Origin of the sequence: Chroococcidiopsis sp. SAG 2025 (genome assembly GCF_032860985.1) — a bacterium.
GTDB lineage: Bacteria > Cyanobacteriota > Cyanobacteriia > Cyanobacteriales > Chroococcidiopsidaceae > Chroococcidiopsis.
Window position 1 is genome coordinate 5,997,504 of the sequence record NZ_JAOCNC010000001.1, and the last position, 17,164, is coordinate 6,014,667.

The following is a 17,164-nucleotide window of genomic DNA, read 5'->3' on the forward strand; positions in this document are numbered from 1 at the left end:
TTGCGTCTTTGCGCGATCGAAATCCAGAATTTCTTTATCTTATCTAAATCCCCAATCTTTGATATACCTCTTCTAAATGTTGTAGATGATGCTGAGGATCGAAACAAGCTTCAATTTCTTCAGATGAAAGTGTTTGGACAATCCGAGAATCTTTTGTCACCAAATCGTGAAAATTTCCGCCTGGTGTATTCCAGGCTTGATGGGCGCAAGATTGGACGATCGCGTAAGCTTCTTCTCGGCTCATGCCTTTTTCGATTAAAGTTAATAGCACTCGCTGACTGAAGACAACACCCCCGTAAACATTCATGTTTCGCGCCATGTTTTCGGGATACACCAGCAGATTTTGCACCAGATCGGTTGTTTCTTTCAACATAAAATGCGTCAAAATGCAAGCATCTGGTAGCATGACTCTTTCAACGGAACTGTGGGAAATATCGCGTTCGTGCCACAAAGCGACGTTTTCTAAAGCTGCTACAGCTGCAGCGCGCACCATCCGTGCCATCCCCGTGAGGCGTTCGGAACGGATCGGGTTGCGCTTGTGAGGCATGGCTGAGGAACCTTTTTGCCCCTTGGAGAAATATTCTTCTACCTCAAGTACATCCGTGCGTTGGAGGTTGCGAATTTCGACGGCAAAGCGTTCGATGGAGGCGGTTAAAAGTGCTAAGTGATTGACAAAGTTGGCGTGGCGATCGCGAGAAATAACTTGAGTTGAGGCTGTATCTGGCTTGAGTCCGAGTTTGGCACAGGCGATCGCTTCCAGGCGCGGCTCGATGTTGGCATAAGTTCCTACCGCACCGGAAATCTTACCTACAGCAATTTCTTCTCGCATCCTGGTGAGGCGTTCTTGATGGCGCAAGACTTCGGCTAACCAACCAGCTAGCTTAAAGCCAAATGTAATCGGTTCGGCGTGAATTCCGTGCGATCGCCCAATTGCTACAGTGTGACGGTGCTGCTGTGCTTGTTTGCGAATGGCAGCAATGACATCTGCTAGCCGTGCCAAAATCAAATCTAGACTAGCGACGAGTTGCAGTGCCAACGCTGTATCGAGGACATCCGAACTTGTCATGCCTAAGTGGATGTAGCGCCCTGCATCGCCAACATATTCATTCACGTTTGTCAAGAAAGCGATGACATCGTGACGAACTTCTGCTTCAATTTCTAAGATCCTTTGGGGGTCAAAATTTGCCTTTGCTTTAATTTCTGCTACCGCTGCTGCGGGAGTATATCCCAGTTCCGCCTGTGCTTCGCACACTGCAACTTCTACTTGCAGCCACGTCTTAAATTTATATGTCTCCGTCCAGATTTCACCCATTTCGGGCAGAGTATAACGCTCGATCACGACCGCCACAGAATCCAACTGTCATATTTTACCAGGAAGGGAGCGCACGAGCAGGGAGTAGGGAGCAGGGGCAAGAGAGCAGAGTGGTAGAGGGAGCAGAGGGAGAGAAGAGAGCTGGGGGAGCTGAGGGCGAAAGAAAATTCAAAATTCACGCATTCAAAATTCACCACACCCCACACCCTTTCTTCACCAGCCACTGGTTCCACTAGCCACTCCCGACTTCCCGAAGGATCGCGCATTTTACCCGTTCACAACCGTACCGCCGTTGGGATGAATCACTTGACCTGCAATATAAGAAGAGTCATCCGAGGCGAGAAATACGTAGCTGGGGGCAATTTCCTCTGGCTGTCCGGGTCTTTTCATCGGGACTTGCTTACCGAAATTGGCGACTTTATCTTCTGGGAAAGTTGAAGGAATTAGGGGAGTCCAAACCGGACCAGGAGCAACGGCATTGACGCGAATGCCTTTTTCAACCAAGCTCTTAGATAGCGATCGCGTAAAGGCAACGATCGCGCCTTTGGTGGAAGAGTAATCTAATAGTGTTGGATTGCCTTGATATGCGGTGACAGAAGTTGTGTTGACGATCGCGCTACCTTCTTTTAAGTGAGGCATTGCTGCTTTTGTCATGAAGAACATGCCAAAAATATTGGTGCGGAAAGTACGTTCCAATTGTTCGGCGCTAATTTGTTCGATGCTTTCTTGAGGATGCTGTTCGGCGGCGTTATTCACTAAAATATCGAGCTTACCAAATTCATCAATCGTTTGTTGTATGGCTTGCTTACAGAAGTTTTCATCGCCAATATCGCCCGCGATCGCTACCGCCCGTTTTCCCTGTTCTTCTACGAGACGCTTTGTTTCTTTCGCATCGTCGTGTTCGTTCAAGTAGAGGATTGCCACATCTGCGCCTTCTTTAGCATAAGCAATGGCTACTGCCCGTCCGATGCCGCTATCGCCGCCAGTAATTAGCGCTACTTTACCCTGCAACTTCCCACTACCACGATATTTAGAGTCATCGGCTTTGGGTTGAGGAGTCATTTCAGACTCTTTTCCCGGTCTTTGTTCTTGCTGTTGAGGAGGTTGTAACGGTTGTTCTTCTGGCATAAACTTTCTCCTAAATTTATCATTTGTAATGATTTCACTCCGCTTAATTTAGCTAATTGTTCGATTGCGGTTATTCAGTCTGAAGGTGGAAACAGATACAGAATGCGATCGCTCTTTTGGTGTATGGGTATTTGTATCCGCAATAGTTAGTTAATTGTTGAGAATTATTGATTGCTCCTTAGGACATATATTGCAAAAAATGCGGTTGTAGTACGATCGCAATTAGCGGGATCGCCAAGGATTGAAGGGCAAAGGGCAATGCAGATATTAGACCGTCATCTATCGACACAGGTAGAAACATTTCGTCAGTTACAAATGCAGTTGCGCGATCGGTGGAAAAATGTAGAAAGCTTCGATCGCAGTGACGGAGATATTTTAGTCATTCCCTCCCTGAGTGTCGATCAGCGAGAGATTCAAAAAATTGAAGGCGTGCTGCATTACGAAGAACGCCTGTTGTTTTCGTTAATTCGCTTGCAAAATCCCCGCACGCGACTGATTTATATTACATCTCAGCCCCTACATCCCAGTGTCATCGATTATTACTTACAACTGTTACCAGGCATTCCCTTTTCTCACGCCCGCGATCGCTTATTACTTTTATCTACCTACGATTCTTCCTTCAAACCACTGACTCAAAAAATTTTAGAACGACCCCGCCTGATCGAGCGAATTAAGCAAGCACTGCGGCGGGATCAATCGTTTATGATTTGTTACAACACTTCCCCTTGGGAAAGGGAGTTATCTATCAAGTTAGAAATTCCCCTTTATGCTGCCGATCCCGATCTAACAATTTGGGGGACAAAAAGCGGTAGTCGGCAAATTTTCGCTGAGAGTGGCGTACCTCATCCCGATGGGTGTCACGGTCGCCTCGATAGTGTAGAGGATTTAGCCACAGCAACTGCTGAATTATGGGAACGCCAACCGCATCTCAAACGAATGGTTGTCAAATTAAATGAAGGAATTTCCGGTGAAGCAAATGCTCTTTTTGACCTAAAACCTTTACAGGAATTTGCCCCAGGAAAAATTTCTCATGGCGATCGCGTTGCTGCCATTAAAGATAGTCTGCCTTCTTTGCGATTTCAAGCTGCCTCAGAAAATTGGACAAATTATGCTAGCCGCGTTCCCGAATTAGGGGCAATTGTTGAGGCATTTGTTGAAGGAGAAGAGAAGCGATCGCCTAGCGTTCAAGGTCGAATTTTACCTGATGGCACGGTCGAAATTCTCTCTACTCACGACCAAATTTTAGGTGGTCCAGACGGACAAATTTATCTTGGCTGTCGGTTTCCCGCTGACGAAGCTTATCGAGTGCAGTTACAAGATTTGGGTTTAAAAATTGGCTGGACTTTAGCAAAAAAAGGTGCTTTAGAACGGTTTGGCATTGATTTCATGGCTGTACAGCAAGCTGATGGTAACTGGGATTTGCAAGCAATAGAAATCAACCTTCGTAAAGGTGGAACGACCCATCCTTTCATGACATTAAAGTTATTAACTAACGGGCGTTACGACCTTTCAACCGGACTGTTTTACAGTCAACAAGGACGAGCAAAGTATTATGTTGCTACCGACAATTTACATAAGAAACGCTATCGAGGTCTGTTACCAAACGATTTAATGGATATTATCGCTTCTCACCGCTTGCACTTCGACACGGGAACGGAAACGGGGACTGTTTTTCATTTGATGGGTTGTCTGTCAGAATTTGGCAAACTAGGCTTGACAAGTATCGGTGACTCCCCACAACAAGCAGAAGATATCTATCAAAAGGTGATCAAGGTCTTAGACGGAGAGACAAAATCTCATCATAACGCTGCTGCTACTACTACTGCCCAGCAGTTTGTTCCCTTCGGCTGGCGATTGGAAGGAGGTTGATCGGGGGATGGCGGGAAGTGTTTGCTTTTACCTCAAAGCTTCACATCTTTAAGATTTTACAAACTCTTGCTAGTTTCTAAAGCTTTGATAATATCTACATAGTCGAGCGGGCTAAAATAGCCAAGACTGACTAAGCTAGAAAAAAGCTTAAATTTTCCACTTCCATCTATGACAAACTTTCAGCCAGTCCAATCTCTCTCACCTACTAAATCGAGCGATCGCGTTGTCGATTACTTCACCAAGCAAGCTTACGCGATCGGTTATATGGCTGGATTTTTGGTTGCTTGTCTAGATGATTTTTGTAACTGGTTGGCGATGCTAATTTCAGAATAGTTATTGGCGATCGGTTACAGTTAATTTGGTTTTAGAAACAGGTTTTATATCTCTAATTTGAAGCAAATATATCAATTTCATCTGCTCCCTACTCTCTGCTCTCTGCTCCCTATACAAGACAACTCAATACAAAAATAGTTTTGAGCAGTTTCGCCTACCCAAGTATTGGGTAGGTTTCTTTATTTACATGCCCATAATTTCGTAACCAGCATCGACATATATCACTTGACCCGTGATACCGCTAGCTAAGTCGCTGCACAGGAAAGCTGCGGTGTTACCCACTTCAGTCTGCGTCACCGTGCGACGCAAGGGAGCAACTTGCTCGACATGATGAATCATATCTAAGATTCCACCTACTGCTGAAGAAGCTAGGGTACGAATTGGACCGGCGGAAATAGCATTCACCCTGATGTTTTGCGGTCCCATTTCAGATGCAAGATACCGCACGCTCATTTCTAAAGCTGCTTTAGCAATTCCCATCACGTTGTAGTTAGGAATTACTCGCACGCCGCCTAAATATGTAAGAGTGACAATACTACCCCCTGCTGTCATCAGGGGTTTAGCAGCTCCGCTCAATTGTAGTAAAGAGTAAGCACTAATATCTAGAGCTTTACCGTAACCCGAGCGCGAAGTACCGCTGATATCTCCGCTCAAGTCATCCTTGTTAGCAAAGGCAAGGCAATGGATTAGAATATCTAATTTCTCCCATTTTTCTGCGATCGCCTGAAAGGTAGATTGAATCTGCGCTTCATTCTGCACGTCACAGGGCAAAAACAGGCTGGGGTTCAGGGGAGCTACTAGATCGGCAACTTTTGTTTCCATCCTGCCGCGTTCGTCTGGTAAATAGGTGATCCCCAGATTTGCACCAGCTTTGTGTAACTGTTGGGCGATCCCCCAAGCAATGGAGCGGTTATTGGCTATGCCAGTTACAAGGGCATTTTTTCCAGTTAAATCTAGCATACAAACTGTGTCAGGCTACGTCAGGAAACACATTAGCAGCATACACCTATATCAGTGACCAGTGACCAGTGACCAGTGACCAGTGAAGAAAGGGTGTGGGGTGTGGGGTGTGGGGGTGGGGTGTAAAGATTTTAAATTTCTTTCTGGGCGACTCTCCCTCAGCTCCCGATCGCTCCCTCAGCAACCTTGCGCTCTCTTCTCTCCCTCACTCCTCGCTCCACTCTCCGAGAAGCCGCTGTCGCGTCTACGCTCCTCACCCCTCACTCCTCACTCCTCGCTCCTCACCCCTCACTTTTTCATAACTCACAATTTTTCAAATCAATTAGCTAGAATTTAAGTAAAATGCCTTATTCTCGCTTAAGATATACTGGCAAGTAGTTTTTATGCTAAGTAATTGAGATTTGAGGATACAATACTTTGCCATTTTTGCTTTGGAATCGAGTTCTTTGCGGTCTATTCAAGTTTTTGTAGCTTTGAATACAAACAAACTGGAAGATTCTGATTTAGATGCATAAAGAGCAGATCTTCTGGATTTTGACTCGATCTGTTTAATGATGATGTTATCTGGTGTAGTCTTTACGGACATCTGGTTGGGCAAGGAATATGGTCGTGACGCAAGATAGACCGCTAGCACAGGTATTTCGGCAGGTAGGAGCTGGTTCGTTTCCACCAGTCGTAGAAGTCTTTGAACGGGGCAAAACAATATTTTTTCCTGGCGATCCGGCAGAACGGGTCTATTTCTTACTCAAAGGCGCGGTGAAGTTGTCTAGAGTATATGAAGCAGGAGAAGAGATCACCGTTGCACTATTGCGAGAAAATAGCGTATTCGGCGTGCTGTCGCTGCTGACAGGCAATCGAAGCGATCGCTTTTATCATGCAGTAGCTTTTACGCCAGTGGAGTTACTATCAGCACCAATCGAGCAAGTCGAGCAAGCGCTGAAAGAAAATCCCGATCTGTCAATGTTAATGCTGCGGGGCTTATCTTCGCGGATCTTGCAAACGGAAATGATGATTGAAACCCTGGCTCACCGCGATATGGGTTCGCGCTTAGTCAGTTTCTTGTTAATTCTCTGCCGCGATTTCGGTCTTCCCAGTCCAGATGGGATCACGGTCGATCTCAAGCTTTCTCATCAGGCGATCGCAGAAGCTATTGGTTCCACCCGCGTGACCGTCACCCGCTTGCTAGGAGACTTGCGCGATAAAAACATGATCTCCATTCACAAAAAGAAAATCACCGTTCACAACCCCGTCATATTGAGTCAGCAGTTTACTTAGAAGGCAGAAGGCTCCAGGGTAGGAGGCAGAAGGAAGGAGAAAGGAGGTGAGTTTTGACTTTTAACTTCTAACCTTTGACTTCTCTTGCCCTACTCCCTACTCCCTACTCCCTACTCCCTACTCCCTCATTATTAGGGTAGGCTGTATCTGGATGATGTAAATCGCAGCAAGAAATGTCCACCGGATTCATCTGGATTGCAGCAATTATTATTTTGGGGGGTGTAATCGCGACGGTGGGCGATCGCATCGGCACGAAAGTAGGCAAAGCGCGGCTGAGTTTGTTTAAACTGCGTCCCCGCAACACAGCTACTTTGATTACCATCTTGACTGGGATGGTGATTTCTTTTTCCACTTTGGGGGTTTTGCTAGCTTTTGATAAGAGGTTGCGAGACGGGATCTTTGAAATTGGTAGGGTACAACGACTGCTGGAATTAAGGCGACAAGATTTAACCGAAACTCGCCAGCAATTAGAAACAACTACCAAAGCCAAAACTCAAGTCGAGCAAGAACTGACTCAAGCCAGGGAAGAACAGAAAGCTCAGCAGATAGAAGCTCAAAGACAGCAAGCAGCAGCCCAAAAGCGCTTAAAAGAAATTAATCAATCTTTACGGGCAGCCTTAACTAAACAAATACAAACCCAAGCTCAACTCAACCGCACTCGCGGTCAGCTCGAACGAGTTTCTGCCCAATATCGGCAAGCGCAAGCGCAGCTTAACACGGTGACTGGGCAAGCACGCAGGCTGCGGCAAGAAATTCAACAGAACCAGAAAGAATTACAAGCATTAGTTGCCCAACGAAACCAACTTAAAACAAGAATTAGCCAGCAAGACCGAGAAATTGCCAAATTAGACGCAGAAATTCAGCGGCGAGACCGAAGTATTGCCCAAAGAGAAGCTTTACTGAAAGATTTGGAAAAAGAAGCAATTGCTTTAGCAAGGAACTTACAACTGCTGCGTCAGGGGAATCTTGCATTAGTTAGGGGTCAAGTACTAGCGGCGCGGGTAGTGCGCATCGTTCGTCCTTCAGCCGCTCGTCAAGCTATCGAAGAAATTTTGCGCGAAGCTAACCGTAATGCGATGAATCAAACTCAACCTGGAGTAGAAAAAATTTCCCAAAGGGTTGTCAAAATTTCCGAAAAACAAGTCGAACAGCTGATCGAGCAAATTGATGATGGACGAGATTATTTCGTCCGCATTCTCGCTGCAAACAATTATGTGGTCGGGGAAAGTTCGGTGCAAGTTTTTGCTGATGTGGCGCTGAATCAACAAGTCTTTAAACCTGGAGAAGTATTATCTAGGATCGAAGCGAACCCAGCAGTAATGACAACTAGAGAAGTGAGACAGCGGATAGATTTGTTGTTAGAAGCTGCTAAATTTAGCGCTCAACGTGCCGGAGTGTTGGATGAGAATCTCCTGATTGCCGACAATCGTATCCAAACCCTAATTCGCTTTTTCGAGCAACTCCAGAGCTACGATCGCCCATTAGAATTGAAAGCGATCGCCGCGCAAAATATTTATACTGCTGGACCTATAGCTGTGGAGCTACTGGCAATCCAAAACGGACAGGTGATCTTCAGTACCCAACAGAGTGTACCGCAGCCAACTGAGCAGGGGGCAGAGAGCAGGGAGCAGGGAGCAGAGGAGCAGAGGAGCAGGGAGCAGGGAGCAGAGGAGCAGAGGAGCAGGAAGCAGGGAGCAGAGAGTGGGGAGTAGCGATTGAGATGGACTCAACTACGATATTGGGCTTCGATCCTGGTCGAGATAAATGCGGTGTAGCAGTGATGGGACTGGATGGCACTTTGTCCTACCATCAAGTTGTATCAGCAGCAGAAGCGATTGCCACTATTCAAGCCTTGCGCCAAAAATACCGCATCTCCCTTTTAGTTATGGGAGATCGAACCACATCCAAACAGTGGCAGCAAAAAATTAGTCAAGCGCAACTAGAACCGCTAACAATAGTCATGGTAGACGAACGCAACACGACTTTAGAAGCACGCGATCGCTACTGGCAGATGTATCCTCCAACTGGTCTTGCACGCCTCATCCCGCAGGGAATGCGTCAACCCCCACGGGCGATCGACGATATTGTAGCAATATTGCTCATTGAAAGATATTTAAGCAAAGAAAGTGAGTCGTGAGTCGTGGCTGGTGGCTAGCCACTCACAAATGACCAACGACCAATGACGATTAAATCTCTGCTCGAATCTTAAATGCGTAATCTCCGCCTGGTTCTAGCTGATAATCCCGTTGCTCTAAAAAGCGACCAAGAGGTTCTTGGATCAATGCCCGTCCTTGCGAAGGTTTAACAGATAACTCGCCTCGGTGAAATCGCCACTGGAATTGCCACTCAAAATTACCAGCGCACACTTCTCCCTCTAGCAAACCGTGCTGCCAAGATTGTCGTGTAATCCGAACGTGGGCAACAGTTTCTGGTAATCGTTTACGACTCACAATGATACTACCGTTATGAAATGCTTTCCGAATGACTTACTTCCCACAATACCAAAACCAACTTATAGGATCGAAGAGGCGAAAGCGATCTTTCTAACGAAAGAAAGTGAGTCTTGAGTGGTTAGTGGCTAGTGGCTGGTGGCTAGATTCCTAGTTTTCGTCTTCACTAGTCACTAGTCACTAGTCACTGAAAACTGAGATTATTTCCATCTATGCATGAGCCTTTAGAAGAGACGGAATTAGCCGATGAATTAGATCGGGCAATTTGGGGCTTTGATGATATTCAGGCAGAAATTAACTACAAACAGGCAAAAGATACTCTTCATAACTTAGTCACTCGTCTCGATCTCAAACCACAAGAACGAGAGGGATTAGAATCAGAGATCGCCCAGTTAGAGGCGATGCTGGAAAATCTGGAGCAGAGGGTGGTGCAAATTGCTGTCTTCGGTATGGTAGGTAGGGGAAAATCATCTCTACTTAATGCTTTGTTAGGGCAGCAAGTCTTTGAAACGGGTCCATTGCATGGCGTGACTCGCAGCACTCAAACAGCACAGTGGGAAGTTACAGAAGAAACGATTGGTACGGGCGATCGCTACGTTAAATTTACCTTGCCTAGTAGCGGTGATTCTCAAGTAGAGTTGATTGACACCCCCGGCTTAGATGAGGTTGATGGAGAAACTCGCGCCGCTCTCGCCGCGCAAATTGCCAATCGTGCCGATCTGATTTTATTTGCGATCGCCGGAGATATGACGCAAGTAGAACACAAGGCTCTTTCCCAACTGCGAGACGTTGGCAAGCCGCTCCTGTTGGTATTTAATAAAATCGACCAATATCCCCAAGCCGACCGGATAGCGATCTATCAAAAAATTCGCGACGAACGAGTCAAAGAATTACTCTCTCCCGATGAAATTGTCATGGCGGCGGCTTCTCCTTTGACCAAAAAAGCGATCGTGCGTCCTGATGGAACCAGAAGCGTGCAACTCAGTCAGGGACAGCCACAAGTTGAGGAATTGAAGTTAAAAATTCTCGAAATTTTACATCGGGAAGGCAAAGCTTTAGTTGCTCTCAATACAATGCTTTATGCCGACAACGTGAACGAGCAAATTGTCAAGCGTAAACTCGAAATTCGTGCCAGCAGTGCCGATCGCCTAATTTGGCGGGCAACCATGACCAAAGCCGTAGCGATCGCCCTGAACCCAATCATGATGGTCGATCTGCTCAGTGGAGCTGCGATCGATGCGATCCTCATCCTGTCTCTAGCTAAGTTATATGACATTCCGATGACACAGACAGGAGCCTTGCAATTGCTACAAAAAATCGCCCTGAGTTTGGGCGGAATTAGTGCCAGCCAATTGCTGGCAAATTTGGGGTTAAGTTCCCTGAAAAGCTTATTGGGTATAGCTACCCCCGCTACCGGGGGCATTACCCTGGCTCCCTACCTTTCTGTTGCTATTACCCAAGCAGGTGTGGCGGGTGTTTCTGCTTACAGCATCGGACAAGTGACAAAAGCATACCTCGCCAACGGCGCAACTTGGGGACCAGAAGGACCGAAAGCCGTCATTACTCGCATTTTGTCCTCCCTCGACCAAACTTCTATTCTGAATCGGATTAAAGATGAGTTGGTCGCGAAATTAGGGGCGAGGAGCGGGGAGCGAGGAGCGAGGGAAAGATGAGGTGATAGGGAGTCGGGGAAGAGAGCTTCAGGAGCAGAGGAGCAGGGAGAAGAGAGAGTCGCGGAGCGATCGGGAGCTGAGGGAGCAAAGGGAGCAAAGGGAGCAATTCCAGTCACAAGTCACAAGTCACAAGGCACAATTAAACCCTACTCATTCCTCACTCCTCACTCCTCATACACGCGGAGGCAGATTACGCTGCTGCTTGAAGGATTCGAGAATTTCCCGTACTTGTTGTCCGGCTATTTCCCGACCACCCAAACCGAAGGCGATCGCAGAAGCAACAGCGATCGCGCCAAATAGCAATCCGAATGCTAAATTCACGATATCTTGGGCAATACCGATCTGTTGCAGTGCCATCGCTGAGACGAGGGCAATAATTGCTATACGGGCTATCTGTCCCAAAATCTGGGCTTGGCGATCGCCCGAACTGGTGATGATGTTGTAAGCCAGGTTTGCCAGAAATAAACCAATGGCAAATACCACCAATCCTGCTAAAATTCGCCCAAAAATTACGATGATGCCGCTAACCAGGGTAGTTAATGCAGGAATACCCAAAATATTAACTGCCGTCACCGTGGCGAACAGCATAATTCCCACAAATACGATAATGCCCACAATTTCGGCTGGCGTACGAGCGGAGATTGTCGGCGTTGGTTCCCTTTGAATGACTGTTGGCTGTCCCGTCGTTGGTGGCGGTGGAATTGCTCCTGGTTCCTCATAGGTGGGACTTGGCGCGGCGCTTCTGCGTCTGAGAGTGGGCAGTCCCAACACAGAGAAGATGTTGTTAAAACCAATACTTGTGAGAATATTCGTCACCAGATCGCCGACGAATCGTCCCAGGAAGTAAGCCAGGATGAGAATTAATGCTGCTGTAAAGATTAGTGGTAAAGCATTAAGGATCTGTTGCAACATAGCGATCGCTGGAGTCGAGATCGCATCAATGCGCAGTTGTTGTAGTGCCGCGATCGCTACTGGAATTAAAATGAGGACGTAGACAATCGTGCCAATAATTCCCGATAAAGATTGCCCTCCCGCCGTGGTTCGCAGTCCAAAGCGCGATCCTGCTTGGTCAATTCCAGTTGAGATCAGCAAATTGGTGACGATCCGACGCACTACAGTAGCCAACAACCAACCAGCAGCAGCAATAATGACTGCTACCAAAATATTTGGCAACGCTGAGAGAATCTCGCTCACCAAACCCTCTATTGGTTGTAATGCTTGCTGCAAACCAAGAGTATCGAGGATAGGAATTAAAAACAGCAAAAATATAAACCAGTACAAGGCATTACCAATCGTATCGCTGAGCGATACTTGGTTTGGCGGTCGGGTTACTCCTTGCGGTCGCTGGTCTAAACGCTCGTCCAGCCTAGCAGCGCGTAATGCTCGGACTGTAATCAACTTCACGATCGTCGCAATTGCCCAAGCCACACCTAGAAAGATCAGCGCTCCTAGTATCCGCGGAATGAAGCTCAATACAGTATTGAGGAAGCCACCCAAAGGACGAGACACCACCTCTAGTTGAAGTGCGTTTAGCACCGCTACTACGGTGAAGAGAATCACAATCCAATAGACTAGGTTGGCAATCAGTTCTTCGACTCTGGGTAAGTCGCGGCTATCTGAACGACCAGTAATGCTTGCTGCAATGCGGTTGTCAATATCCGTGCGATTGAGGATGCCTTTGACTATAGCTTTAGCGATCGCAGCTACGATCAAACCAAGCGCCAGAATTAAGACTGCTCCCAGCAAGTTAGGAATAAATGCTAACAAGCTGCCCCAAATATTTTGTACGTAATCCACACTGCGCTCAACAGCCTGTTGTCCCTGCTGTACTGGTGGTGCTGCTTGCGCCAAATGTTGCCAAGAGGCTTGCAGCGGTCTATCCCAGTTAGTCGAGTGGGTTATCCCGTGCCAAATTGCATTCATAATTTTCCGAGTTAACTGTAAATTTCATGAGGAGATAGTACCAGCCATCGCTCTTTTTGGTAGCAGAATTGGAAATCCTGCTACAACTCCCTTGTATTTTTGTACTTTGTCAGCAAATTAGCTAGTGAGGAGAAATATAGAGTTCTTATACAGAGTGATTCCTCAGTTTCTCATTTCACATCTACCTTAGTGAGTAGTTATGCCAAAAGAATCCCCAGATTAGCGAGTTTTTAGATTTTCATCATCGTGATAGATGCAAAATAAAATCAATTTGCTCGTCAAGATTATGATTAAATTTTCTGATAAATGAGGGAGCAGGGAACAAGACAAGTCACAAGTCACTAGTCAGAAGAAGCCAAGCGCTACTCACCGCTCGCTGATAACTCACAACTTTGTACAAACGTTACATATAACATCTGTACACTGACAACTGACAACTGATAACAGACAACTGACAACTGGCAACTGACTAATGACGCAAATCTTTGAACAATCAATTGAGATTGCTGCTAGTGCAACGGCTGTCGAGCGTTGCATTACCGACTTGCATCTAATGCATCGGTGGTTGAACCCAGCCCTGCGTTGCGAACCTGTAGGGGAGTGGAGTACGGAAATAGGTAGTCGCAGCCGGTTTATTATTCAGATTCCCCTAGTTAAACCAACTTTAGAGTGCATCACGATCGATCGCGCTCCTGGGTTAATTGTCTGGGGGTTTGAGGGTTTTTTTCAAGGTAGCGATCGCTGGGAGTGTCAGCCCTTGCCCCAAGGAACGCGCCTGCTGAACCGCTTTGAATTTGAAATTCCCAATCCCATCGTTAGCTGGGGTTTCCACACCTTCGCCGCCCCCTGGACGCAAGCAGACATGAAAACCCAACTCCAGCGCCTCAAGCAGGTTGCAGAGGAAGTGAAATGAGTGACTGGTGAAGAGGGAGCAGAGGGGCAGAGGAGCAGAGGAGCAGAGGAAGCAGAGGAGCAGAGGAGAGATTGGGAGCAATTCTAGCCACCAGCCACTAGCCACTAGCCACTCACTACACCCCACACCCTTTCTTCACTGATAACTGATAACTGATAACTGATAACTGTCCTATCCTCTTCCCAGTTGACTCAACAACTTGCGAATTACTGGAGCATCTTCTGCATGGGGGGCTTGGGCAAGATAGGATTCAAAGTCGGAAATGGCTGAAAACCAATGTCCCAACTGGTAGTTAATTAAACCGCGATCGCGTGTTTCACTTGGGATATCTGGAAACAATAGCAAAATCTTTTCTACTGTTCCCAGCGCTTTTTCTAAATCCTGCTGTTGTAAATAAATATACTTCAAATTTGTCAGCATCCGTGCTAAAAATTGCCGATGAGTCACCGATCGCAAAAATTCCGCTCGTAATGCTACAGGCTGTCCGTAAATTTGGCTCAATTTTGCTTGACAGTCTTGGGGAAACAGTACTTCACCGCGATTGAAGGCATCAACAAAAATCTCCATTTCCGGTATGTCAGGACGAATCAGGAAATGCCCTGGCATTCCCACTCCAACCATCGGAAAGTCAATTCGCTTAGCTAACTCTAGGTAAATTAGCGATAGTGTAATCGGAATTCCCGTCCGTCGGTCGATCGCATCGTTTAAGAAGCTATTACGCGGATCGTGATATTCATTAACATTTCCTTTAAATCCCAAGTCTTCATATAAGTATTGATTAATAGTTTGAATGACACGCAACGGATATCTCTGAATGGGTAGCCGCTCTAGTAATTCTTCTGCCATCGTATCTAGAGCGTTGAGATATTCTGCTGGCTCGAGGTCTGGATATTCCTCCTGAGCAATGTAGAGAGCTGCTTTGGCTAGATCGATCTGCTCGTCAGAGCGATCGATCTCTTGAGAGAAAAATTGCCTTGCTACCGAAACCATCACTAATTACAAAGGATAATTTTGCACTCTTTACATAAATTAAAACAGACAACACAGTATAAATGGTGCATCCTTAAGGTCAGTCTTATGGAACTCAACCATAGATAGTTGCATCAGAAACAATAAACTTGGGAAGTCAGCGATCGAGGTCAAAAATTCTGCAATCGGTTTGAGCAATCAAAAACAGAAGTGTCACCACCAAATCGTTTCGACAAAACTCAACAATGGCGGCGGATCTTTTATAGCTTGCGTACCAGCATTTTAATTTGGTATGTCTTGCTATTAACTTTTAGTGCGTTTCTTTCCACCTTGGTCATCCGGCAAGTCTTACTGACACGCCTAGAGGCAAGACATGAAACCTCTTTGATGCAGGAAGTCAAGGAGTTTCGAGCTTTAGCTAAGGGCAATGACCCCAACACGGGAAAATCTTTTCAACATGACCTTAAAGCTTTATTTAGAGTTTTTCTCAATCGCAACATTCCTGATGACGATGAGTTTTTGATTGCCATCATCGAGGGTGAAATCGATCGCTCCAGCCCTAGAGCGCTACCCGAGCCACTAAAACAGAATTCAGAGCTAATTCAATATTTTGGTAAATTGACTCAGCCAGAGCAGGGAGCCAGAGAGACAACCGCAGGCACGATCCTTTATCGCGCTGCCCCCATTATCAGGGATGAAACTCACGGAGTCTTTGTGGTCGCTCAACTGACAGCAGGGGAACGCCGAGAAGTGGATGAAGCAATGGCAGTGATTATTCAAGTCAAAATTTTTGTCATCATTGGGGCAGCAATCCTTGCCTGGTTAGTGGCAGGCAGAACGCTGACTCCTCTATATTTAACTCACGGAAACCGCACGCTCGATTCGCGAATCTGACCTCACTCGCCGCATTCCTGTCAAAGGGTCGGATGAAGTTGCCGAACTCGCAACGACTTTTAATGAAATGCTCGATCGCCTTCAAGCTGCTTTCAGTAGCCAACGCAACTTTATTAACGATGCTAGTCACGAACTGCGAACGCCAATTACTATCATCCGCGGTCACTTGGAACTCATGGGCGACGATCCCCAAGAAAGAGAGGAAACTGTAGCCTTGGTGACAGACGAATTAGATCGCATGAGTCGTTTTGTTGACGATCTGTTACTCCTCGCTAAGGCGGAGCAACCAAACTTTTTAAAGCTGGAAAGATTAGACCTGACTACCTTGGTAGCAGAAATTTACTCTAAAGCGATCGCCCTATCAACGGATCGTCACTGGCAGATCGATCGCCATAGTCCAGGGACAATTATTGCCGACCGTCAGCGCCTCACCCAAGCAATGATAAACTTGGCTCAGAATGCCACCCAACACACGACAACGGGAGATACGATCGCTTTAGGCTGTATGCAGAGACACAATTGGGTACGGTTATGGGTGCGCGATACGGGCGAAGGTATTTCTCTAGCAGACCAACAAAGAATTTTTGAACGCTTTGCTCGCACTACCAAAAGTCAAAGACGTTCTGAAGGTGCTGGCTTAGGCTTGGCAATCGTGCGGGCGATCGCTCAAGCTCACGGTGGCAAAATTGAACTAAGTAGCCGTCCTCATCGCGGCTCTACTTTTACCATCGTACTTCCTGTTGAACCCACATCAGAGATATCATCTCATGAGTAGAATTTTAATCGTCGAAGATGAACCCCGGATTAGTGCTTTTATTGAAAAAGGACTAAAAGCCAATGGCTACACAGTCTCAGTAGTTCGGGATGGCGATGAAGCTTTACTTGTAGCCAATAGCAAAGATTTTGACCTCATGATTCTCGATATAGGGCTACCGCGACAAGACGGTTGGACGATATTATCAACATTGCGCGGTCAAGGAGAATATTTACCAATCGTCATTCTCACTGCTCGCGACGATGTGAATGATAAAGTAGCGGGACTAGAGGGAGGTGCTGATGACTACATGACCAAGCCATTTCGGTTTGAAGAATTGCTGGCACGGGTGCGTTTGCGGTTACGCGACAAAACTCAGAGCGTCACGAAGGAGATTGCGGAACTCAAAGCAGGTAATCTTGTCCTAGATTTGCGGCTGCGACAAGTCAGAATTGGCGATCGCTCAGTCGAACTCTCTGCTAAGGAATTTACGTTGATCGAAACATTTCTGCGGCATCCCAATCAAGTCCTCAGCCGCGAGCAACTCCTCAGTGCTGTTTGGGGCTACGACTACGATCCTGGTTCTAATATTGTTGATGTTTATGTTGGCTATTTACGCAAAAAAATCAGTTCTCATCTGATTGAAACCGTCCGAGGTATGGGATATCGTTTCGTTAGTCAGCAGTGAACAGTTGTCAGTTATCAGTGTAC

The 17,164-nt window shown here is 46.6% G+C and carries 14 protein-coding genes and 1 pseudogene; 9 read left to right on the plus strand and 6 right to left on the minus strand.

Annotation, left to right across the window (positions count from 1 at the left end; translation table 11 throughout):
• Window positions 1-43: 43 nt before the first annotated feature.
• Window positions 44-1,339, minus strand: coding sequence for an adenylosuccinate lyase (purB, locus tag N4J56_RS29385; protein WP_410500632.1), 1,296 nt, complete (start codon window positions 1,337-1,339; stop codon window positions 44-46).
• A 240-nt stretch (window positions 1,340-1,579) separates the two neighbouring features.
• Window positions 1,580-2,440: an SDR family oxidoreductase gene (locus tag N4J56_RS29390; protein ID WP_317109733.1), complete on the minus strand. Its 861-nt coding sequence runs from the start codon at window positions 2,438-2,440 to the stop codon at window positions 1,580-1,582.
• A gap of 258 nt (window positions 2,441-2,698) precedes the next feature.
• Here N4J56_RS29390 and N4J56_RS29395 point away from each other — a divergent pair, with 258 nt between their 5' ends.
• Together N4J56_RS29395 and N4J56_RS29400 are read left to right on the plus strand one after the other, a co-directional pair.
• The gene (locus N4J56_RS29395; protein ID WP_317109735.1) at window positions 2,699-4,309 is read left to right on the plus strand and encodes a peptide ligase PGM1-related protein; all 1,611 of its coding nucleotides are present in this window, start codon (window positions 2,699-2,701) and stop codon (window positions 4,307-4,309) included.
• A gap of 168 nt (window positions 4,310-4,477) precedes the next feature.
• The gene (locus N4J56_RS29400; RefSeq protein ID WP_317109736.1) at window positions 4,478-4,642 is read left to right on the plus strand and encodes a hypothetical protein; all 165 of its coding nucleotides are present in this window, start codon (window positions 4,478-4,480) and stop codon (window positions 4,640-4,642) included.
• Window positions 4,643-4,825: 183 nt separating this feature from the next.
• Here the strand turns inward: N4J56_RS29400 and fabI are convergent, their stop codons facing one another.
• Window positions 4,826-5,602 carry an enoyl-ACP reductase FabI gene (fabI, locus tag N4J56_RS29405; RefSeq protein ID WP_317109737.1) on the minus strand — a complete coding sequence of 259 codons (777 nt, stop codon included), beginning with the start codon at window positions 5,600-5,602 and terminating at the stop codon, window positions 4,826-4,828.
• A 603-nt stretch (window positions 5,603-6,205) separates the two neighbouring features.
• Here fabI and ntcA point away from each other — a divergent pair.
• The 3 genes from ntcA (at window position 6,206) to N4J56_RS29420 (ending at window position 9,014) form a co-directional block, all read left to right on the plus strand.
• Window positions 6,206-6,877 (plus strand): global nitrogen regulator NtcA, encoded by a 672-nt coding sequence (gene ntcA / locus N4J56_RS29410; protein WP_015152650.1) that lies wholly within the window; start codon window positions 6,206-6,208, stop codon window positions 6,875-6,877.
• 173 nt (window positions 6,878-7,050) lie between these two features.
• Window positions 7,051-8,589, plus strand: coding sequence for a DUF3084 domain-containing protein (locus tag N4J56_RS29415; RefSeq protein WP_317109738.1), 1,539 nt, complete (start codon window positions 7,051-7,053; stop codon window positions 8,587-8,589).
• A gap of 8 nt (window positions 8,590-8,597) precedes the next feature.
• Window positions 8,598-9,014: a pre-16S rRNA-processing nuclease YqgF gene (locus tag N4J56_RS29420; RefSeq protein WP_317109739.1), complete on the plus strand. Its 417-nt coding sequence runs from the start codon at window positions 8,598-8,600 to the stop codon at window positions 9,012-9,014.
• 49 nt (window positions 9,015-9,063) lie between these two features.
• On the opposite strand, the gene N4J56_RS29425 is transcribed toward N4J56_RS29420, so the two are convergent.
• Complete coding sequence (locus tag N4J56_RS29425) at window positions 9,064-9,327, minus strand: DUF3146 family protein (RefSeq protein ID WP_015152654.1); 264 nt, start codon at window positions 9,325-9,327, stop codon at window positions 9,064-9,066.
• A gap of 212 nt (window positions 9,328-9,539) precedes the next feature.
• Between N4J56_RS29425 and N4J56_RS29430 the strand changes: the two genes are divergently transcribed.
• The gene (locus N4J56_RS29430) at window positions 9,540-11,000 is read left to right on the plus strand and encodes a GTP-binding protein (protein ID WP_317109740.1); all 1,461 of its coding nucleotides are present in this window, start codon (window positions 9,540-9,542) and stop codon (window positions 10,998-11,000) included.
• Between the two features lie 171 nt (window positions 11,001-11,171).
• Here N4J56_RS29430 and N4J56_RS29435 read toward each other — a convergent pair whose 3' ends face one another.
• Window positions 11,172-12,923: a mechanosensitive ion channel gene (locus N4J56_RS29435; RefSeq protein ID WP_317109741.1), complete on the minus strand. Its 1,752-nt coding sequence runs from the start codon at window positions 12,921-12,923 to the stop codon at window positions 11,172-11,174.
• A gap of 472 nt (window positions 12,924-13,395) precedes the next feature.
• Here N4J56_RS29435 and N4J56_RS29440 point away from each other — a divergent pair, with 472 nt between their 5' ends.
• Window positions 13,396-13,836 carry an SRPBCC family protein gene (locus N4J56_RS29440; RefSeq protein ID WP_317109743.1) on the plus strand — a complete coding sequence of 147 codons (441 nt, stop codon included), beginning with the start codon at window positions 13,396-13,398 and terminating at the stop codon, window positions 13,834-13,836.
• Window positions 13,837-14,007: 171 nt separating this feature from the next.
• Here the strand turns inward: N4J56_RS29440 and N4J56_RS29445 are convergent, their stop codons facing one another.
• Window positions 14,008-14,829: a SirB1 family protein gene (locus N4J56_RS29445; protein WP_410500384.1), complete on the minus strand. Its 822-nt coding sequence runs from the start codon at window positions 14,827-14,829 to the stop codon at window positions 14,008-14,010.
• 186 nt (window positions 14,830-15,015) lie between these two features.
• Between N4J56_RS29445 and N4J56_RS41375 the strand changes: the two are divergent.
• Both N4J56_RS41375 and N4J56_RS29460 read left to right on the plus strand, forming a co-directional pair.
• Window positions 15,016-16,474: pseudogene (locus tag N4J56_RS41375) on the plus strand (sensor histidine kinase).
• On the plus strand, window positions 16,467-17,141 hold the full coding sequence (locus tag N4J56_RS29460; RefSeq protein ID WP_317109747.1) for a response regulator transcription factor: 675 nt from the start codon (window positions 16,467-16,469) through the stop codon (window positions 17,139-17,141). Before N4J56_RS41375 ends, N4J56_RS29460 begins: the two are co-directional and overlap by 8 nt.
• Window positions 17,142-17,164 lie beyond the last annotated feature (23 nt).